17 protein-coding genes are annotated in these 15,828 nt (G+C 58.4%); 10 read left to right on the top strand and 7 right to left on the bottom strand.

Annotated features, from left to right (window positions below; all coding sequences use genetic code 11):
* Positions 1-524, bottom strand: a 524-nt coding sequence (locus HKN37_08190; protein ID NNE46626.1) for a CPBP family intramembrane metalloprotease, incomplete at its 3' end; no start/stop codon positions are given.
* Positions 525-666: 142 nt separating this feature from the next.
* Between HKN37_08190 and mscL the strand changes: the two genes are divergently transcribed.
* The 9 genes from mscL (at position 667) to mgtE (ending at position 11,741) form a co-directional block, all read left to right on the top strand.
* On the top strand, positions 667-1,095 hold the full coding sequence (gene mscL, locus HKN37_08185; protein NNE46625.1) for a large conductance mechanosensitive channel protein MscL: 429 nt from the start codon (positions 667-669) through the stop codon (positions 1,093-1,095).
* A 136-nt stretch (positions 1,096-1,231) separates the two neighbouring features.
* On the top strand, positions 1,232-2,011 hold the full coding sequence (locus HKN37_08180; protein NNE46624.1) for an alpha/beta fold hydrolase: 780 nt from the start codon (positions 1,232-1,234) through the stop codon (positions 2,009-2,011).
* A 3-nt stretch (positions 2,012-2,014) separates the two neighbouring features.
* Positions 2,015-5,716, top strand: a complete 3,702-nt coding sequence (gene metH / locus HKN37_08175; GenBank protein NNE46623.1) for a methionine synthase — start codon at positions 2,015-2,017, stop codon at positions 5,714-5,716.
* A gap of 31 nt (positions 5,717-5,747) precedes the next feature.
* Positions 5,748-6,356, top strand: coding sequence for a DUF922 domain-containing protein (locus HKN37_08170; GenBank protein NNE46622.1), 609 nt, complete (start codon positions 5,748-5,750; stop codon positions 6,354-6,356).
* Between the two features lie 88 nt (positions 6,357-6,444).
* Complete coding sequence (locus HKN37_08165; GenBank protein NNE46621.1) at positions 6,445-7,041, top strand: biotin transporter BioY; 597 nt, start codon at positions 6,445-6,447, stop codon at positions 7,039-7,041.
* 143 nt (positions 7,042-7,184) lie between these two features.
* Entirely contained in the window at positions 7,185-8,363 is a 1,179-nt protein-coding gene (locus HKN37_08160) for a hypothetical protein (protein NNE46620.1), read from the top strand.
* A gap of 29 nt (positions 8,364-8,392) precedes the next feature.
* Positions 8,393-9,490 (top strand): hypothetical protein, encoded by a 1,098-nt coding sequence (locus HKN37_08155; protein ID NNE46619.1) that lies wholly within the window; start codon positions 8,393-8,395, stop codon positions 9,488-9,490.
* Positions 9,491-9,519: 29 nt separating this feature from the next.
* On the top strand, positions 9,520-10,293 hold the full coding sequence (gene rsmA / locus HKN37_08150) for a ribosomal RNA small subunit methyltransferase A (GenBank protein NNE46618.1): 774 nt from the start codon (positions 9,520-9,522) through the stop codon (positions 10,291-10,293).
* 101 nt (positions 10,294-10,394) lie between these two features.
* On the top strand, positions 10,395-11,741 hold the full coding sequence (gene mgtE, locus HKN37_08145) for a magnesium transporter (protein NNE46617.1): 1,347 nt from the start codon (positions 10,395-10,397) through the stop codon (positions 11,739-11,741).
* 14 nt (positions 11,742-11,755) lie between these two features.
* Here mgtE and HKN37_08140 read toward each other — a convergent pair whose 3' ends face one another.
* The 6 genes from HKN37_08140 to murB form a co-directional block, all read right to left on the bottom strand.
* Positions 11,756-12,115, bottom strand: a complete 360-nt coding sequence (locus HKN37_08140) for a DUF1499 domain-containing protein (GenBank protein NNE46616.1) — start codon at positions 12,113-12,115, stop codon at positions 11,756-11,758.
* A gap of 39 nt (positions 12,116-12,154) precedes the next feature.
* Positions 12,155-12,550: a cytochrome c maturation protein CcmE gene (locus tag HKN37_08135; GenBank protein ID NNE46615.1), complete on the bottom strand. Its 396-nt coding sequence runs from the start codon at positions 12,548-12,550 to the stop codon at positions 12,155-12,157.
* A 39-nt stretch (positions 12,551-12,589) separates the two neighbouring features.
* The gene (locus HKN37_08130) at positions 12,590-12,865 is read right to left on the bottom strand and encodes a hypothetical protein (protein ID NNE46614.1); all 276 of its coding nucleotides are present in this window, start codon (positions 12,863-12,865) and stop codon (positions 12,590-12,592) included.
* Entirely contained in the window at positions 12,862-13,590 is a 729-nt protein-coding gene (ccsA, locus tag HKN37_08125) for a cytochrome c biogenesis protein CcsA (GenBank protein NNE46613.1), read from the bottom strand. Before ccsA ends, HKN37_08130 begins: the two co-directional genes overlap by 4 nt.
* A 7-nt stretch (positions 13,591-13,597) precedes the next feature.
* On the bottom strand, positions 13,598-14,269 hold the full coding sequence (locus HKN37_08120; GenBank protein ID NNE46612.1) for a heme ABC transporter permease CcmB: 672 nt from the start codon (positions 14,267-14,269) through the stop codon (positions 13,598-13,600).
* 101 nt (positions 14,270-14,370) lie between these two features.
* Entirely contained in the window at positions 14,371-15,471 is a 1,101-nt protein-coding gene (gene murB, locus HKN37_08115; GenBank protein ID NNE46611.1) for a UDP-N-acetylmuramate dehydrogenase, read from the bottom strand.
* Positions 15,472-15,475: 4 nt separating this feature from the next.
* On the opposite strand from murB, the gene HKN37_08110 reads away from it, so the two are divergent.
* Positions 15,476-15,828 (top strand): hypothetical protein (locus HKN37_08110; GenBank protein ID NNE46610.1); only part of this gene is annotated, 353 nt, incomplete at its 3' end.

The following is a 15,828-nucleotide window of genomic DNA, read 5'->3' as shown; positions in this document are numbered from 1 at the left end:
ACGCGAGCTGTTCCAAACAGCATGAAACCGCGCCAGAGGTACTCCCATCCTACCCAGTAGAACAGAAACAGCATCTCGTAGATCAGGAACACCTGCCAGTCAGTTGCCGCCGGCCCGTAGTGCGGATACTTCGCCTGAAATGCCGGCGAGTCCGAGAGGAACCACGTGCCGATCACCACAAGCGGTATGTAGATGATGGCAAGAGTCGTGGCGAGCTTCCAGTCACCGGCGCCGAGACCGATCTCTCGCGGCTTTCGACGAAAGACAAAGATCAGGACGAGCACCGGAATCAGGAATCCCAGTACGCCCTGCATTCCGAACCACCATGCCCACGACAGAATTCCGCTCCACTCAGCCGGGAAATAGCCCGCAAGATGCTCTCTGAAGAGCGACCGGCTGCCGAGGTTCTGTTGAATGATCACCAGAAGGGGTACGACGACCAGGATGAAGACGACCTGTCGATCGAGCGCCGCCAGTGCACTCCAGGCTCTTCGGAATTCGTCTCGTAATCGCTGTAATGCCACGTTAGGTCGTTGGTGCGATCAGGTGAACGGGCGATTCGGTGGGGCTAAGATGGGGGAATTCGGGTACGAGAATTTGCCCTACTCCGTCCACTAAGGTAATATCTTCCGTTACGTAACGCATCCCCATACACAGAGGTAGTAGATGCTGAAGGAATTCAAAGAGTTTGCCATGAAGGGCAACATGGTCGACATGGCGGTCGGCATCATCATTGGCGCGGCCTTCGGGACCGTTGTCAAATCGATGGTGGACGACATACTCATGCCGGTCGTTTCTGCAGTCTTCGGTTCGCCGGATTTCAGCAACCTGTTTGTTGTTCTGCGCAATCCCACTGATCAAGTGTTCACATCGATCGAGGCGGCCCGGGAAGCCGGTGCAGCCGCGGTCGGATATGGACTCTTTATCAATGCTCTCATCGCCTTTCTGATCGTGGCGTTTGTTCTGTTCATGATTATCAAGAACATGAACAAATTGAAGAAGGCAGAGGAAGCTGCTCCAGCTGCTCCGCCTGAGCCATCTGCGGAGGTCAAGCTGTTGACCGAGATCCGCGATGCTCTGGCGAGTTCGGCATAATTCGGCGTTCTACATACGTCGCGAGAGAGAGCGGTGGGTCCTGCCTGCCGCTCTTTTTCTTTGACCCCATTTTGCGCGCGAACAGGTGGCGGGTCGGCGGGTATCATAGGCCTTCTATTCCTCAGACACCGCTGGCGTGCAACTCTATTTCAAGAAATACGGACATGGGCAGCCGCTTCTGATTCTGCACGGACTACTCGGGTCAAGCGGCAACTGGCATTCACTGAGCAGAAGTTCCTTCGGGCGGTTCTGGACGACCTACACGCTCGATCTTCGTAATCATGGCCGTTCGCCGCACGCTCCGGAGATGACCTATGCGGCTATGGCTCGAGACGTTCTCGAGTTTGCCCAGGATCTCCACGCTGGAAATGTTCACGTACTCGGGCACTCGATGGGTGGCAAGGTGGCGATGGAGTTGGCCATCCGCTACCCGCACGTTGTGGACCGGCTCGTGGTGGTAGACGTCGCGCCTCGCGCCTTTGAAAACCGCGATGCTTCGGTAATTCGGGCCGTGAAATCCGTTGATTTCGCCTTGCATCGAGATCGCAAGTCCATCGACAGGGCACTAGCAGACCACTTCGAATCACCACCGGTCCGGCAGTTTCTGATGAAGAACCTCAATCACTCACGAGGGCGATACGAGTGGCGACCGAATCTCGATGTTCTTGAACGCGCCTACTCCGGAATTGCCGGACCTCTCACGGCGAAGGGCGTCTTCGAAGGTGATACCCTGTTTCTGCGTGGCGGACGATCGGACTACATTCGTGAGAGTGACATGGCGGATATTGAACGGCGTTTTCCGGCTGCCCGCGTTGTTACGATCAATGAGGCGGGACACTGGATTCACGCCGATGCACCGGATGAGTTTTCACGCGAGGTGACGCACTTCTTATCAGACCTCGTAGATGCGAAGTAGAAAATGAGCAGTACACAGACGACTATCGAAGCGCTGATTCGTCGGTCCATCGTAGTGATGGATGGTGCGATGGGGACGATGATACAGCGATACGAATTCGGGGAGGCAGACTTCAGGGGCAAGCGCTTCGGTGATCACGAAATGAACCTGGTGGGCAATAACGATCTGCTCTCGTTAGTCCAGCCAGACGCGATCCGGGAGATTCATGCGGCGTATCTGGACGTGGGCGCGCAGATCATCGAAACCAATACATTTTCTGCCACGCCCATTTCCCAGGCTGACTACGGGTTGTCTCATGTCGCGCGAGAAATCAATGTGGCGGCAGCCGCAGTCGCGCGAGAGGCAGTGAACGACCGTGGTCTTGCCGGCAAGTGTTTTGTTGCCGGCGCCATTGGTCCTACCAACAAGACACTCTCCATTTCGCCTGACGTGAGCGACCCCGGATTCCGGGCTGTCGACTTCGACGAGATGGCGAGCAGCTATCGGGAACAGGTGCTCGGTTTGTTGGATGGCGGCGTCGATTGTCTCCTCGTCGAGACCGTGTTCGATACGCTGAATTGCAAGGCGGCCCTGTACGCCATCCAGCAGTGTTTCGAGGAGCGAAATGTTCAGATTCCCGTGATGATTTCCGGGACCGTTGTCGACATGAGCGGCCGTACGCTTTCGGGTCAGACGCCGCGCGCATTCTGGGTGTCTGTTGCGCACATGCCGTCGCTGATGAGTGTGGGATTGAATTGCGCGCTGGGCTCGGCGCAGATGCGTCCGTTCATCGAGGAACTATCGGACGCTGCGACATGCGCCACCAGTCTGTATCCGAATGCCGGCCTTCCGAACGAGTTTGGTGGTTACGACGAGACCCCCGATTTCATGGCCGGCGTGATTGCAGATTACGCGCGCGCAGGATATGTCAATCTTGTCGGCGGCTGTTGCGGGAGTACGCCCGACCACATCGCGGCGATTGCAGATGCGGTTAAAGGCATTGCGCCTCGCCAGATCACTGAGCGGCCGCGATACCTGCGTGTCAGCGGACTTGAGGTGCTCGAACTGCGCCCCGACATCAACTTCGTCAACATCGGTGAGCGCACAAACGTAACTGGATCGCGGCGATTCGCACGGCTCATAAAAGAAGACAGTTACGAAGAGGCGCTCTCCGTTGCCAGGCAGCAGGTCGAGAATGGTGCGCAGATGATCGACGTCAACATGGACGAGGGTCTTCTCGATTCACCAGCGGCGATGACGCGGTTCCTGCGACTGGTGGCGACCGAGCCGGATGTCGCGCGCGTTCCCATCGTCATTGATTCGTCCGACTGGTCCGTAATCGAGGCGGGTCTCAGATGTGCCCAGGGCAAGTGTATCGTCAACTCCATCTCACTCAAGGAAGGCGAGGAGTCTTTTCGTCACCAGGCGCGCGAGGCCCGACGATTCGGAGCAGCCGTCATCGTCATGGCATTCGACGAGGACGGACAGGCCGATTCCTTCGAGCGCCGAATCGAGATTTGCCGTCGCGCCCACTCCATTCTCCTCGAAGTAGGCGTTCCACCGGAAGACATAATCTTCGATCCGAATATCTTCGCCATCGCCACCGGAATCCCGGAGCACAATAATTACGCAACGGACTTCATACGGGCGACGGAGTGGATCAAAGAGAATCTTCCGCATGCCAGCGTTTCCGGAGGTGTGAGCAACCTGTCGTTCTCGTTCCGTGGCAACGACGTCGTCCGCGAGGCCATGCAGTCCGCTTTTTTGCTTGCGGCCGTCCGTGCCGGAATGGACATGGGTATCGTAAATGCAAGTCAACTTGTCGTTTACTCGGACATCGATCCCGTGCTGCTCGAGCGGGTCGAGGATGTGATTTTCAACCGACGCGACGATGCGACGGAGCGTCTGGTTGAGGTCGCGGGTAACTACGGTCGGGAGGGACGTTCTGAAGAGCCCGTAAAAGCATGGAGATCGCTCCCGGTCGAGGAACGGCTACAGCACGCCCTTGTCGACGGCATCGCGGATTTCGTCGAGGTCGATGTCGAGGAGGCCCGCCAGGCTGTTGATCGCACGATCGACATCATCGAGGGGCCCCTGATGGATGGCATGAACAGAGTCGGAGATCTGTTTGGAGAAGGGAAGATGTTTCTTCCTCAGGTGGTCAAGAGCGCGCGCGTCATGAAGAAGGCGGTCGCATATCTGACTCCTTTCATCGAGGCGGAGGCGGCCGGCATGAAGGAGGCGCCTCGGCGGCAGCGCATTCTTCTCGCAACGGTCAAGGGCGACGTTCACGATATCGGAAAGAACATCGTCGGCGTGGTGCTGGGCTGCAACGGTTACGACGTCGTCGACCTGGGCGTCATGGTGCCGTCGGATCGCATACTGGACGCGGCAAGGGAGCACGAGGTTGACGTGATCGGACTGAGTGGACTGATCACACCTTCACTGGACGAAATGGTGCGTGTCGCCAGCGAACTCGAACGAGTCGGTTTCACGCAGCCATTGCTTATTGGTGGCGCGACGACATCCAAAGTGCATACGGCCGTCAAGATTGCGCCGAAGTATTCCGGCGTTGTTGTGCACGTGCTGGATGCATCGAGAAGCGCAAGCACGATGACGAGTCTTCTTTCAGATGAGAAAGACGCGTTTGCGTCGGACGTGCGCTCGGAGTATGAACTCGTCCGAGAACGCTTTGAGTCGAGCGGCCGGTCAACGCATTTTCTTTCGCTGGAGGAGGCGCGCCGTAATCCGTTCGTTACCGACTGGAACCAGATGAGTATCACAGTCCCGGCGGAACCCGGGATGCACATCCTCGATGACATAACGGTGGATCAGCTCCGCGACTACATCGACTGGACGCCGTTCTTTCAGGCGTGGGAGCTTCGAGGGAAGTATCCGGCGATTCTCGAAGACCCGAAGCTGGGCAAGGAGGCGAAGAAGCTGCTCGACGACGCGAACGAAATGCTCGATCGACTGGCGAGCGATCCGAGCCAGCAGCCGCGTGGCGTCTGCGGACTGTTTCCGGCGAATAGCGACGGCGACGACATCCTGGTGTATGTAGACGGGTCGCGGGATTCGCCGATTGCGACCCTGCGAACCCTTCGCCAGCAGACTCGGAAGACACCGGGTAAGCCGAATCGCGCGCTCTCCGACTTCATTGCTCCGATTGGGAGCGGCAAGGCGGACTACATCGGGATGTTCGCCGTCACGGCGGGGCACGGGACGGCGGGTCTGGTCGCCGAATTTGAGGAGGCGTACGATGACTACTCAGCGATTCTGGTCAGGGCGCTGGCGGACCGGCTGGTAGAGGCATTTGCGGAGTGGCTGCACGAGCGTGTTCGCCGCACCCTCTGGGGCTATGCGCACGAAGAGGCCCTGTCGAGCACCGATCTGATACTCGAACGCTACCGGGGCATCCGCCCGGCACCCGGGTATCCTGCACAGCCCGATCACACGGAGAAGGAAACGATCTGGGACCTGTTGGATGCGGAAGCGAAAACAGGAATCCGCCTGACCGACAGCCTTGCCATGGATCCGGCCGCCTCGGTATGTGGACTTTATTTCGCACACCCGGATGCCGATTACTTCAACGTCGGCAAGGTGCTACGAGATCAGGTCGCGGACTATGCGGGACGTAAGCGTCGGACGATGGAAGAAATGGAACGGTGGCTTGCCCCCAGGCTCGGATACGATCCCGACAAGGTGTCGAAGCCGAGCGGATCGTAAGTCTTTCTTTGCCGGCTCCCGAGCCGCCACCATGATACTCTTCCTGGTGTCGATCACGATTCCACTTGAGAACGCACGCGCCCAGCAGCGGAGCATGCGGGACTTGTCTGCAGGATTGGAGATCGACCTCACGTACAGCTACTACGACGTGCATGGCCGTACGCTCGAGGACATCCACGAATCTCTAGTCGACGGTGGCCCGGAGACCGGTGGAGAGACGTTTTATGCTGTGACCGGTGTTGAGACCGGCTTTCGATATCGCCAGGTGCAGCAGGGTCCGATCTGTCGGCTTGAGGACGTCGGCGTCCAGGCCCAGGTGATCATGCGGCTCCCCCAGTGGAATGGCCGGGAGCAGGCCAGCTCCTCCGTGCGTCATGCCTGGGACCGGTTCTTCGATCACCTGACGCGCCACGAGGCAGAACACTACCGCATTATCGAACTCGGCGTCAGAAAGGTCTACACCTCACTGCTAGATCTGCGAGCCCATTCCTGCAATGTCCTGGACAGCCAGGCGAAACTTCTGGTTCAGTCGATCTCGGATGATCTGTCGGCGCAGAATGCAAGTCTGGATCTCGACACCGATCACGGCGCAAAGGACGGCGCCGTCTGGCCACCCGAGCAATTCTCGGGCACCCGCTGAATCGACGACCGGATCCCGGCGGGAATTGTGTATTATAAAGCCCTCGTCGCCCCGCTCCGGGGCTAAGCTAACAGAACCGTCCGGTCGCATGACAACCTCGATTTCCAGTATCTCCGCCCGCCCGGCACTCGTCGACAGTCTCCACCAGGATCGCGCTTCCGCTCGAGTCCAGGTCGCGGGTATCGTCGGATTCGCGCTTCTGACCGTGCTCGGGGCACAGGTCAGGATATATCTCTGGGAGGTACCGTTCACACTGCAGACGGTCGCCGTATATGGTAGTGGTCTGTATCTGGGCTGGAGAAACGGTGCGGCGGCTCAGGTTTTGTATCTGCTGCTGGGCCTCGTCTTCCCCGTGTATGCGGGCGATGGATATGGAGCGCAGTACCTGTTCAGCGCCGTATCGGCCGGGTACCTCTTCGGATTTCCGGTCGCTGCCGCGATCGTCGGCACGGTAACACGGCGATGGAAATCGCTTTCGGGAGCCACTGTCTCGATGATTTGCGGATCACTGGCGATGTTCTCGATGGGTGTCCTCTGGCTCCACTATGCGGCCGGTCATTCGACGTGGTTAGAGTCCATCGACAAGGGATGGCTGCGGTTCATTCCTGCTGATCTGGCAAAAGTCCTCCTGCTTGGACTGCTTTACACGGGATCTCGCCGGTTTGGTCGCGAAGCCGGACACTAGGCTAAACCGTCATTGCAGCTTGGAAAAGGAGAACGCTGACCCGCGGCGTTCTTTTTGCAACGATAGGCATGGGAGGACCGGACGTTGACGGAACAGCCGTCTCGTGGCCTCTGTAACACATTTTCACAGCCGGGAGCTGATCAGTGACCAGAATTACAGACATTCTCTTAGTGCTCGGGATCGGGTTGCTGGTCTTCGGATTCCAGCCGGCGGCCGCCCAGTCGAATCCGAACGGGTCGGTGCTCGACGATCCCCTCGTGAAGGACGTCGGGAAGACGGGGCTGGATCACCTGTACAATCTCGAGTTCGATGCCGCGCGCGAGGCGTTTGTGCAGATCGACCGTCGATTCCCGGGTCACCCTATCGGGCCGTTCCTGAACTCTCTGACGACGTGGTGGGAAATCCTGCTCGACATTCAGGACCAGTCGCGCGACGAACAGTTTTTCAAGGCGATGGATGAAGTCATCCGCCGCGCCGACAAGATGCTGGATCGGGATGACCGGAGCGTCGACGCCATGTTCTTCAAGGGTGCCGCTCTGGGCTTCCGTGGCCGGCTACGATCCAACCGTGGTGACTGGTTCAAGGCGGCGATGGACGGCAAGAAGGCGATGGACTACGTGCTCGCCGTTCCTGAGATAGAAGAGCAGAAGCCCGACTACTCTTTCGGCAAAGGGTTGTACGACTATTTTGCGGCCGTAGTCCCGCAACGCTATCCGTTTGTCAAGCCGGTGATGGCCTTCTTCCCCAAAGGAGATCGTGCACTGGGGCTCAAGGAAATTCAGCACACTGCGGACAATGGATATTTCATCCAGACGGAAGCCGCCTACTTCCTTCTGCAGATCTATTATCTGTACGAGCTCGACTACGAGGGGTGTGTACGATACGTGACATGGCTGCGCGATCATTACCCCCGCAATTCGTTCTTCCACGGTCTGGAAGGACGCGTATATGCCAAGTGGAACGAACGAGAAAAGGCATCACGTATCTTCGCTGATATCGTCGAGCTCTACAAGGAAAAGCAGACGGGCTATAACGAACCGCTCGCCGAGCAGGCGTTGTACTATCTGGGTCGACTGCGCATGAGCGATCGCGACTATGACGGTGCACTCACCTACCTGCTCCAGCTTGAGGCGCTTTCGGCACGCTCATCACAGGACACGTATTTCAAAGTGATGGGCCGACTGAGGCAGGGTATGGCCTACGATGCAATCGGGAAACGGTCGTTAGCCACGTCGCGCTATCGCGAGGTTCTGAAGATGAAGGCACATGCGCGATCGCATGAGCGGGCGGAGCGATATCTCAAGAAACCGTACCAGGGATAGGTCGGACCAGGACACACGCGTCAGCCATTATGAAGTTCGTCTACTCGGAATGGAATGATCGGCTGCATGGCCGCGCCCTGTCGTCATTCGAGAAACTGCTGGATCTGTTCATGCAGATCCTCGAGTACACGGCCGGCGACGCGGCGGAAGCGCTGCAGTGGTTGACGACCCTCGACGAACGGCACAATCTTACAGGCGACGGTGAAGGTATCGGCGATTTCATCGATGAGCTCAGGAATCGCGGGTATCTGCAGGAGGACGACAACGATGTCGTACGGATCACGGCTCGAACCGAACGCGCACTGCGCCAGAAGTCGCTCGAGGACATCTTTCAGAATCTCCGAAAGGGAGATCCGGGCAGGCACAAGACGCCGTTCTCGGGCGCCGGAGATGAGCGGACGCCGGAGACGCGAGCATGGCAGTACGGCGACGATCTTTCGAATCTGGATGTCACCGGCACACTCTCGAATGCGTATCAGCGTTCGGGGATTGACGATCTCGATCTGAGTGAAGATGACTTCCAGGTCTATGAGACGGACCATCAAACGACGGTGGCCACCGCGCTGATGATCGACCTGTCGCATTCGATGATTCTGTATGGTGAAGACCGGATCACACCTGCGCGCCGAACAGCGCTTGCGCTTGCTGAACTCATCATGACCCGCTATCCAAAAGACACGCTGGATATTGTGGCGTTTGGCAACGAGGCGTGGGACGTGTCGGTAAAGGATCTGCCCTATTTGCAGGTCGGTCCGTACTACACGAACACACTCGCCGGTTTACAGCGTGCACGCGACATTCTCCGGAGACGGAAGAACCGCAACAAGCAGATTTTCATGATCACCGACGGCAAGCCCAGCTGTCATTTCGAGGCCGGTCGCATGTACCGGAACGCGTTTGGTCTGGATCGCCGGATCGTGAACAAGGTGCTGGACGAGGCGGTCCGGTGCAGGCGCGAACGGATTACCATAACAACCTTCATGGTGGCGCACGATCCGTATCTGCAGCAGTTCGTTCACCAGCTGACCGAGGCCAATCAGGGACGAGCGTACTACTCTTCTCTCGACGAGCTGGGCACGTACATTTTTGAAGACTACGTCCGGAACCGCCGTCGGACGGTGCGCTGAAAAAACACACTTCCTCAACTGCTCCACTCATGTCGACGATCAGACCCAAGCGTTCACTGGGTCAGAACTTCCTGGTTGACCCGAACACGGCGCGTCGAATCGTGGATGCACTGGCTGTGCCGACCGGCGGTCAGGTTGTGGAGATCGGTCCGGGTACGGGAGCGATTACGAGCTTACTGCTCGCACGGCATCCACAGCTCATCGCCGTTGAGATCGATCAGCGGGCCGTTCAGGCGTTGACGGAGCAGTTTCCCGACCTAGACGTGCGGCATCAGGATGTACTGGATATCGACTGGAAGGCGCTCGCCGGGCAGGGCGGCAGCAGGTTACACGTAATCGGCAACCTGCCGTACCACATTACGAGCCCGATCCTGTTTTCGTTGTTCGAGAACACGTCGTTTGTGGCGGAAGCGGTCATCATGATGCAGCTTGAGGTGGCCGAACGTCTCATCGCGAAGCCGCGGACGAAGCCGTACGGAATTCTCTCCGTGGCCACACAACTGGTCGGCCGTGCGGAGATTCTTTTTCGCGTCTCGCGCAACGTCTTCAGGCCTCGACCAAACGTGACGAGCGCCGTGGTCCGCCTCACGTTTCCGCAGGAGCCGTCGGGTGTCGAATACAGCGGTCGCCTCAGGGAAGTGGTGCGCGCTGCATTCAACCAGCGCAGAAAGAAGCTTCGAAACAGCCTCGCTGCGGTGGCGGAGAGTGCCGGCGTTGAAGTCCCCGATCGCTGGTCGAATCGCAGGGCTGAAGAACTCGTGCCCGAGGAGTTTGTTGAGTTGACACGCTATCTTACGCGCTGACTTCAGTTCGGGACGCCGGCCCGGTGGTGTGAAGATCGCATTTCAGGAGATGGTGAAACGTGCCTACGAACGCAGACGATACAGGTAGCCCGACTCCCGTCATGGAGATGACTGGAGAAGTGCTGGAGAACGTCTCTGCGCTGGTCGAGTCCGGACAGCGCGGCATGGTCATGAACCTCGTCGCCGACCTGTATCCGGCAGACCTGGCGCTTCTGTTGGAGCACCTGTCGGCGCACGAGGCGCGCATTCTGTTCCACTGGCTTTCGATCGAGCGCGCTGGCGAAGTGCTGCCGGAACTCGACGACGATTTTCGCGCGACGCTGCTTGAGGAAGTGCACTCCGAGCGCATCACCGAGATCATCGATGAGCTGGATACCGACGACGCCGCGGACGTGTTGGCCGACCTCCCCGAGGAAGTTGTGCAGGAGGTCCTTCCTGCTCTCGAAGACAAGGTCGAACTCGAAGAGCTACTGACGTACGATGAGGAGAGCGCCGGCGGGATCATGGGCACCGAGTTCGTGGCCGTGCCCGGTGACTGGACCGTCGACGACGCCACCGAAGAAGTTCGTCGAAAGGCCGATGATGTCGAGCCGATTTATGCCGTGTTTGTACTGGACTCCGAGAAGCGGCTGATCGGTGGCGTGTCGCTCAAGCGTCTGTTGCTTTCGCGAGCGGGATCGCGCATGGACGTCGTCATGGACACAGACGATATCTGTGTAGTTGCCGGCGTGGATCAGGAAGAGGTCGCCCGGGTCATGGAGCGCTACGACATGGTTTCTTTACCGGTCGTGGACGACCAGCGACGCCCGATCGGCCGAATAACAATCGACGACGTCGTTGACGTCTTGCGCGACGAAGCCGAAGAGGACATCCAGCGCATGAGCGGTGTGGCTGGAGGTGAGGAGCCGACCGACTCTATCCTGCGGATCACACGTGGTCGACTTCCATGGCTGCTTGCGGGACTCTGCGGCGCGGGACTATCGTCACTCGTCATCGCGAGGTTTGAGCACACACTCGAACAGGCCGTCGTCCTTGCGTTCTTTATTCCGATCGTGATGGCGACCGCAGGTAACGCGGGCATTCAGAGTTCGGCCATCGCCGTGCAGGGCATCGCAGCCGGCGATGTGTGGTCGGGAGACCTGCTGAAACGCCTGGCGAAGGAAATGGGTGTAGCTATTATCAACGCTGTGGCGCTTGCAGCCGTGCTCGCCGTGGGAGTGCTTGCCCTGGTTGATGCCGACCGCCCGCGAATGCTGGCGTTGACTGCCAGTCTCGCACTGGTACTGGTGATCATTCTGGCTACCACGATCGGCGCGGCGGTTCCTCTTGTGCTCAATCGTCTTGGAATTGACCCTGCGCTTGCAACAGGCCCCTTCATCACGACGACGAACGACATCCTGGGCATCCTCGTGTTCTTCGTCCTGGCGTCGCTGATCTACCTGAGCTGATCTGGCCCGTCGGGCTACGTGGCCTCGATGGTATTCCGAACTGCTCGGAGGAATCTCCACACTCTGAAGCGATTTACGCCCAGATCCCAGTGGCCTGTGCGGCTCGCACTACGAACGTGGAGCACGCTGCCGTACGCAGTAGGAGCGACGACGAACTCCATGTCATCCTTGAAGAATCCGGCCCGGTGAACGGAGGTAACGCGACCCTGGCTCAAGTCCTCGACCTGGAGCGGGTTCATCGACTCCAGGGCGCTGCGCGCGCTATTCAGGAGAGAATCGGCTGGTATCGAGAACGCGACCGAGCGACGAACGCACGCCGGAAAGGCAGGGCACGCCGCCAGAGGGTTACTCAGCGTGTCGGCATCTGAAGACACTTGCGAAACCGCTGCAGCGACCGCGAAGGTCGCTGGTCTTCAGGAAGTGGCCGGCTGCAGATTTGTCGGCGCCTCGGCGTTGTACTTCGACGGGCATTTCACGAGGATATTTTCCGCATGAAAGACGTCACCGTTGGCACGCCCTTCGATCACGAGCTTCTCAGCATCCTCGAAGTTCGCCGGCTTGGGGTTGGAATACTGGACCTCGCGGACGTTGCCGTCGTCGTCCTGCATATAGAAGACGAACACGTTTTCTGACGGATTGTAGCTCGCCTCGCGATCTTCAAGCCACGTGCCAACGACATGGGCCTTGGAACCGGATTCGGCGGCCTGCGCAAAACTCATGTACCCACCAACCTGCTGACCGAAATTCAGAAACAGAAGGGTGGTGAATCCAACAAGTAGAATGAGCCCGATGATGGTCTTCGCTTTCATATATCCTCTATCGTCCAGAATAGTCGAATTGGGTAAACGCTACTCAGCGTTGCCGGATCCGTGAATGTCGTCCGCGATGGATCGTTCCAGGTTGCTGATTTTTCGATCCGTTCGCAACAGAAAGAAGGCGATTCCCGCCCATATCAGCAGTACCACGACGAGCACAACATAAATCTTGTCGTTTGCGAGGAAAACGGCTTCCATTCCCGACTGGGCCGCGGCCGGCTGCTGAGCCCACACGCTGTCGTATGCTGTTGCGGCGCCCGCATCCTGCGGTACGGCTTGCTGGGCATCCTGGATCAATCTCAGATTCATGGTTGCTCCGGAAGATGGTGTTTGTGATACAGAAGGTCTTCGGCACGCTCCGACGCAAGTTTCAGGCGCACACGCTGCGTGTAGAGGACCCAGAAGAGCCCGATAAATCCAATGATAGCCGGGTAGAACACAAGGCGCATCACCGGATGAGTGATCTCACTGAACGCCGGATTCCCGTCAGCACCCGGATGCAGGCTCTGCATCTGCCGCGGTAACACGTAAAGCAGGAACGGGACGGTCGTGGCGGCAAATATGTTGTATACGGCGGCAATCCGGCCCCGCTTTTCAGGATCGTCGATGGAGTCCCGCAGAATGAAGTACGCTCCGTAGATCAGCAGTTCGACAGCCGCCATGGACTGGCGTGGATCCCAGTTCCACCAGATATCCGTTCCCTGGTACCACGTAAATCGCGACCAGAAAATGCCGGTCACCAGACCCATGAGACCGAAGACGACGGCCAGCCGCGCCGATTCCGAGGCGCGAATGTCATGGATCTGCTTTCCGGAGCCGAGGTAGCGAATCGAGTGGTACGCGGAGAGGAACACCGCTGCCATGAGCGTGAACCACATCGGCACGTGGAAATACAGGTTTCGCGCCGTGTGCTCCAGAATATTGATGCGGGGAATATCCAGCACGAAAGCGGCAAGAATCACAATTGTGAGCCAGCCGATCACCAGATTTCGCACCAACTGGTAGCGTTTCACATTGACTTCGGGATGACGCATGTTGCCTCTAGTCTTTCCAGACAAAATCGAAAAGAAGAACCGATGCCGTGATCACGACACCCGCAAAACTCAGCAGGGTCACCAGATGATCCGTGGATCCTGACCAGCCGACACCGCCGGCGAGGGCGTTCTTTGTCGCCCCCACTACAGAGAGCAGGAGCGGAATCAGTAACGGAAACACGAGAACGGGGAGCAGCGGACCTCGATTGGCCGTGCGCGCAATAATCGCCGCCAGCAGTGTCGTCGCGCCCGACAGGCCAAGAGAGCCGAGCAGGAGGGTTGTCGCGAAAAGGCCGGGGAAGTCAACGTCGATATTGAGCAGAGCCACGAAGGCTACACCGGCGAGAAAGTTGGCCGCGAGTACGAGGAGGAAGTTGAACATCAACTTGCCCGCATACACCATGCTCGCTTCCGCGTGGAGCTGAAGCAGGATCACCGTTCCTCGCTCCACCTCGCTCACAAACGCGCGGCCGAGTCCGATGGACGCGGCGTATACGATGACAATCCACAGGAGTGCTGATTGAGCGTGCACAGAGATCGGCTGCTGGCCAAGCGCGAACATGGTCAACAACAGCGTCGACACGACGAACATCAGCAGGACGCTGATCCCATATCGGTCGCGCAATTCGACTTCGAAGTCTTTTCTGAAAATGGCCCAGGAGCCTGCTAGCCAGGTCATGGGTGCTTTGGCTGGTGAATCGAGCTTCCGAATCTATTAAAACGTCACCATTACCGGACGAGAAGACTCCCTGAATAACACCGCGGGCGAGGTCGCCGGTTTCATTTGGCGGACGTCGGAGGATCAAAGTCGCCAACGAAGGCGATTTCCGGCTCCAGGTCGAGATCAAACCGCTCGCGGACCGCATTTCGGACAATCAGGATGAGGGCCTGAACGTCGGCTGCTTTTGCATCTCCGCGATTGATCATGATGTTGGCATGGCGGCGGGTTATTTCGGCACCGCCGACGCGCGTGCCTTTCAGGCCGGCCTCGTCGATCAGGCGGCCCGCACCGATGCCCTCAATCTTCTTGAAAATCGAGCCCGCACTTGGCTCCGTTGTGAGCGGCGGATGTCGTTCGGCGCGCCATTGGAGGTTGGCGTCCATCGTCCGACGCATGGTTTCGCGGTCACCGGATTCAAGCTGAAAAGTTGCCGACAGCACGATATCGTCGCGGTCGTGGAGGATGGAGTAGTCGTAGCCGAACTTGAAGTAGTCGACTCCGACGGTTCGTCGTTCCCCTTCTTCCGCCAGAATCTCCGCTTCGTGAAGCACTTCGGCAATGAACATGGTCCGTTCGCGATCCGGCGGGGGCGAAAGGAAGTGCAGGTTCTGCCACAGGGCGCCGCCAACAGTCGACGGAATACCCACGTAGTGTTCGATGCCCTGCAAGCCGGCGTCTGCCGCAGCATCGATCACATTCGGGTAAAAGATGGCGCCGCTTTCAGCATAAACACGGGCCGATTCCGCGTCCACTTGAATTCGGGTAGCCGCATTGTGAATGATGAGGCCCCTGAATCCCCGGTCACCGACCAGAATATTTGCTCCGCAGCCGAGCAAAAAGTGGTTCAGATCGTGACTTCTTGCGATCTGAATGATCTGCTCGAGTTCGTCGCTTGACGTCGCTTCAACAAAGAGATCGGCCGGCCCACCGATCTTGAACGTCGTGTACGGTGCCAGGACCACATTGCGGTGAATCCTTCCGGCCCCGAGCAACTCTGTGAGGCGGGTGACGGCGTCTGTGGGTGCGGTCGTCAACGTGTCGATGATTCGAGTGGTAGCCTTGAAGATACAACGAACGTTGGCGGGTTCGGGTTGTTGCCGTGCAACATCACCGCTACCTTCACCGTCGAGTAAGGGATTCACCGAACAACACCCCGGCATCGACATGAACAGCAACTACCCGAATGTGACAAAGGCCCTTTCCAGATCTGCCGTCGTGGCGGTGGTCGTCGTTTTCCTCTTCGCGATGGCGGGTGGCTGCATGACGACGAGCATCAGGTCGGGTGAGGCCGGCGTCCGCTACAGCCAGCTGGGGGGCACAGACCTGGAGTATTCGTACGGTGAGGGCCTCAAGATTTATCCGCCGTGGGTGACGGTGATACGCTACGACGTGCGGGTTCAAGAGAAGCTGGAGGTATTAGAGGCGCTATCGTCAAACGGACTCAGCATCGGAATGGATATTTCCATTCGCTGGAATCCCGACGCATCATCGCTTCCGCAGCTGCACACGACATACGG

It is taken from the genome of Rhodothermales bacterium (genome assembly GCA_013002345.1).
Lineage (GTDB): Bacteria > Bacteroidota > Rhodothermia > Rhodothermales > JABDKH01 > JABDKH01.
Note: the sequence above shows the minus strand (reverse complement) of the source record. Positions and strands in the feature narration are given on the sequence as shown.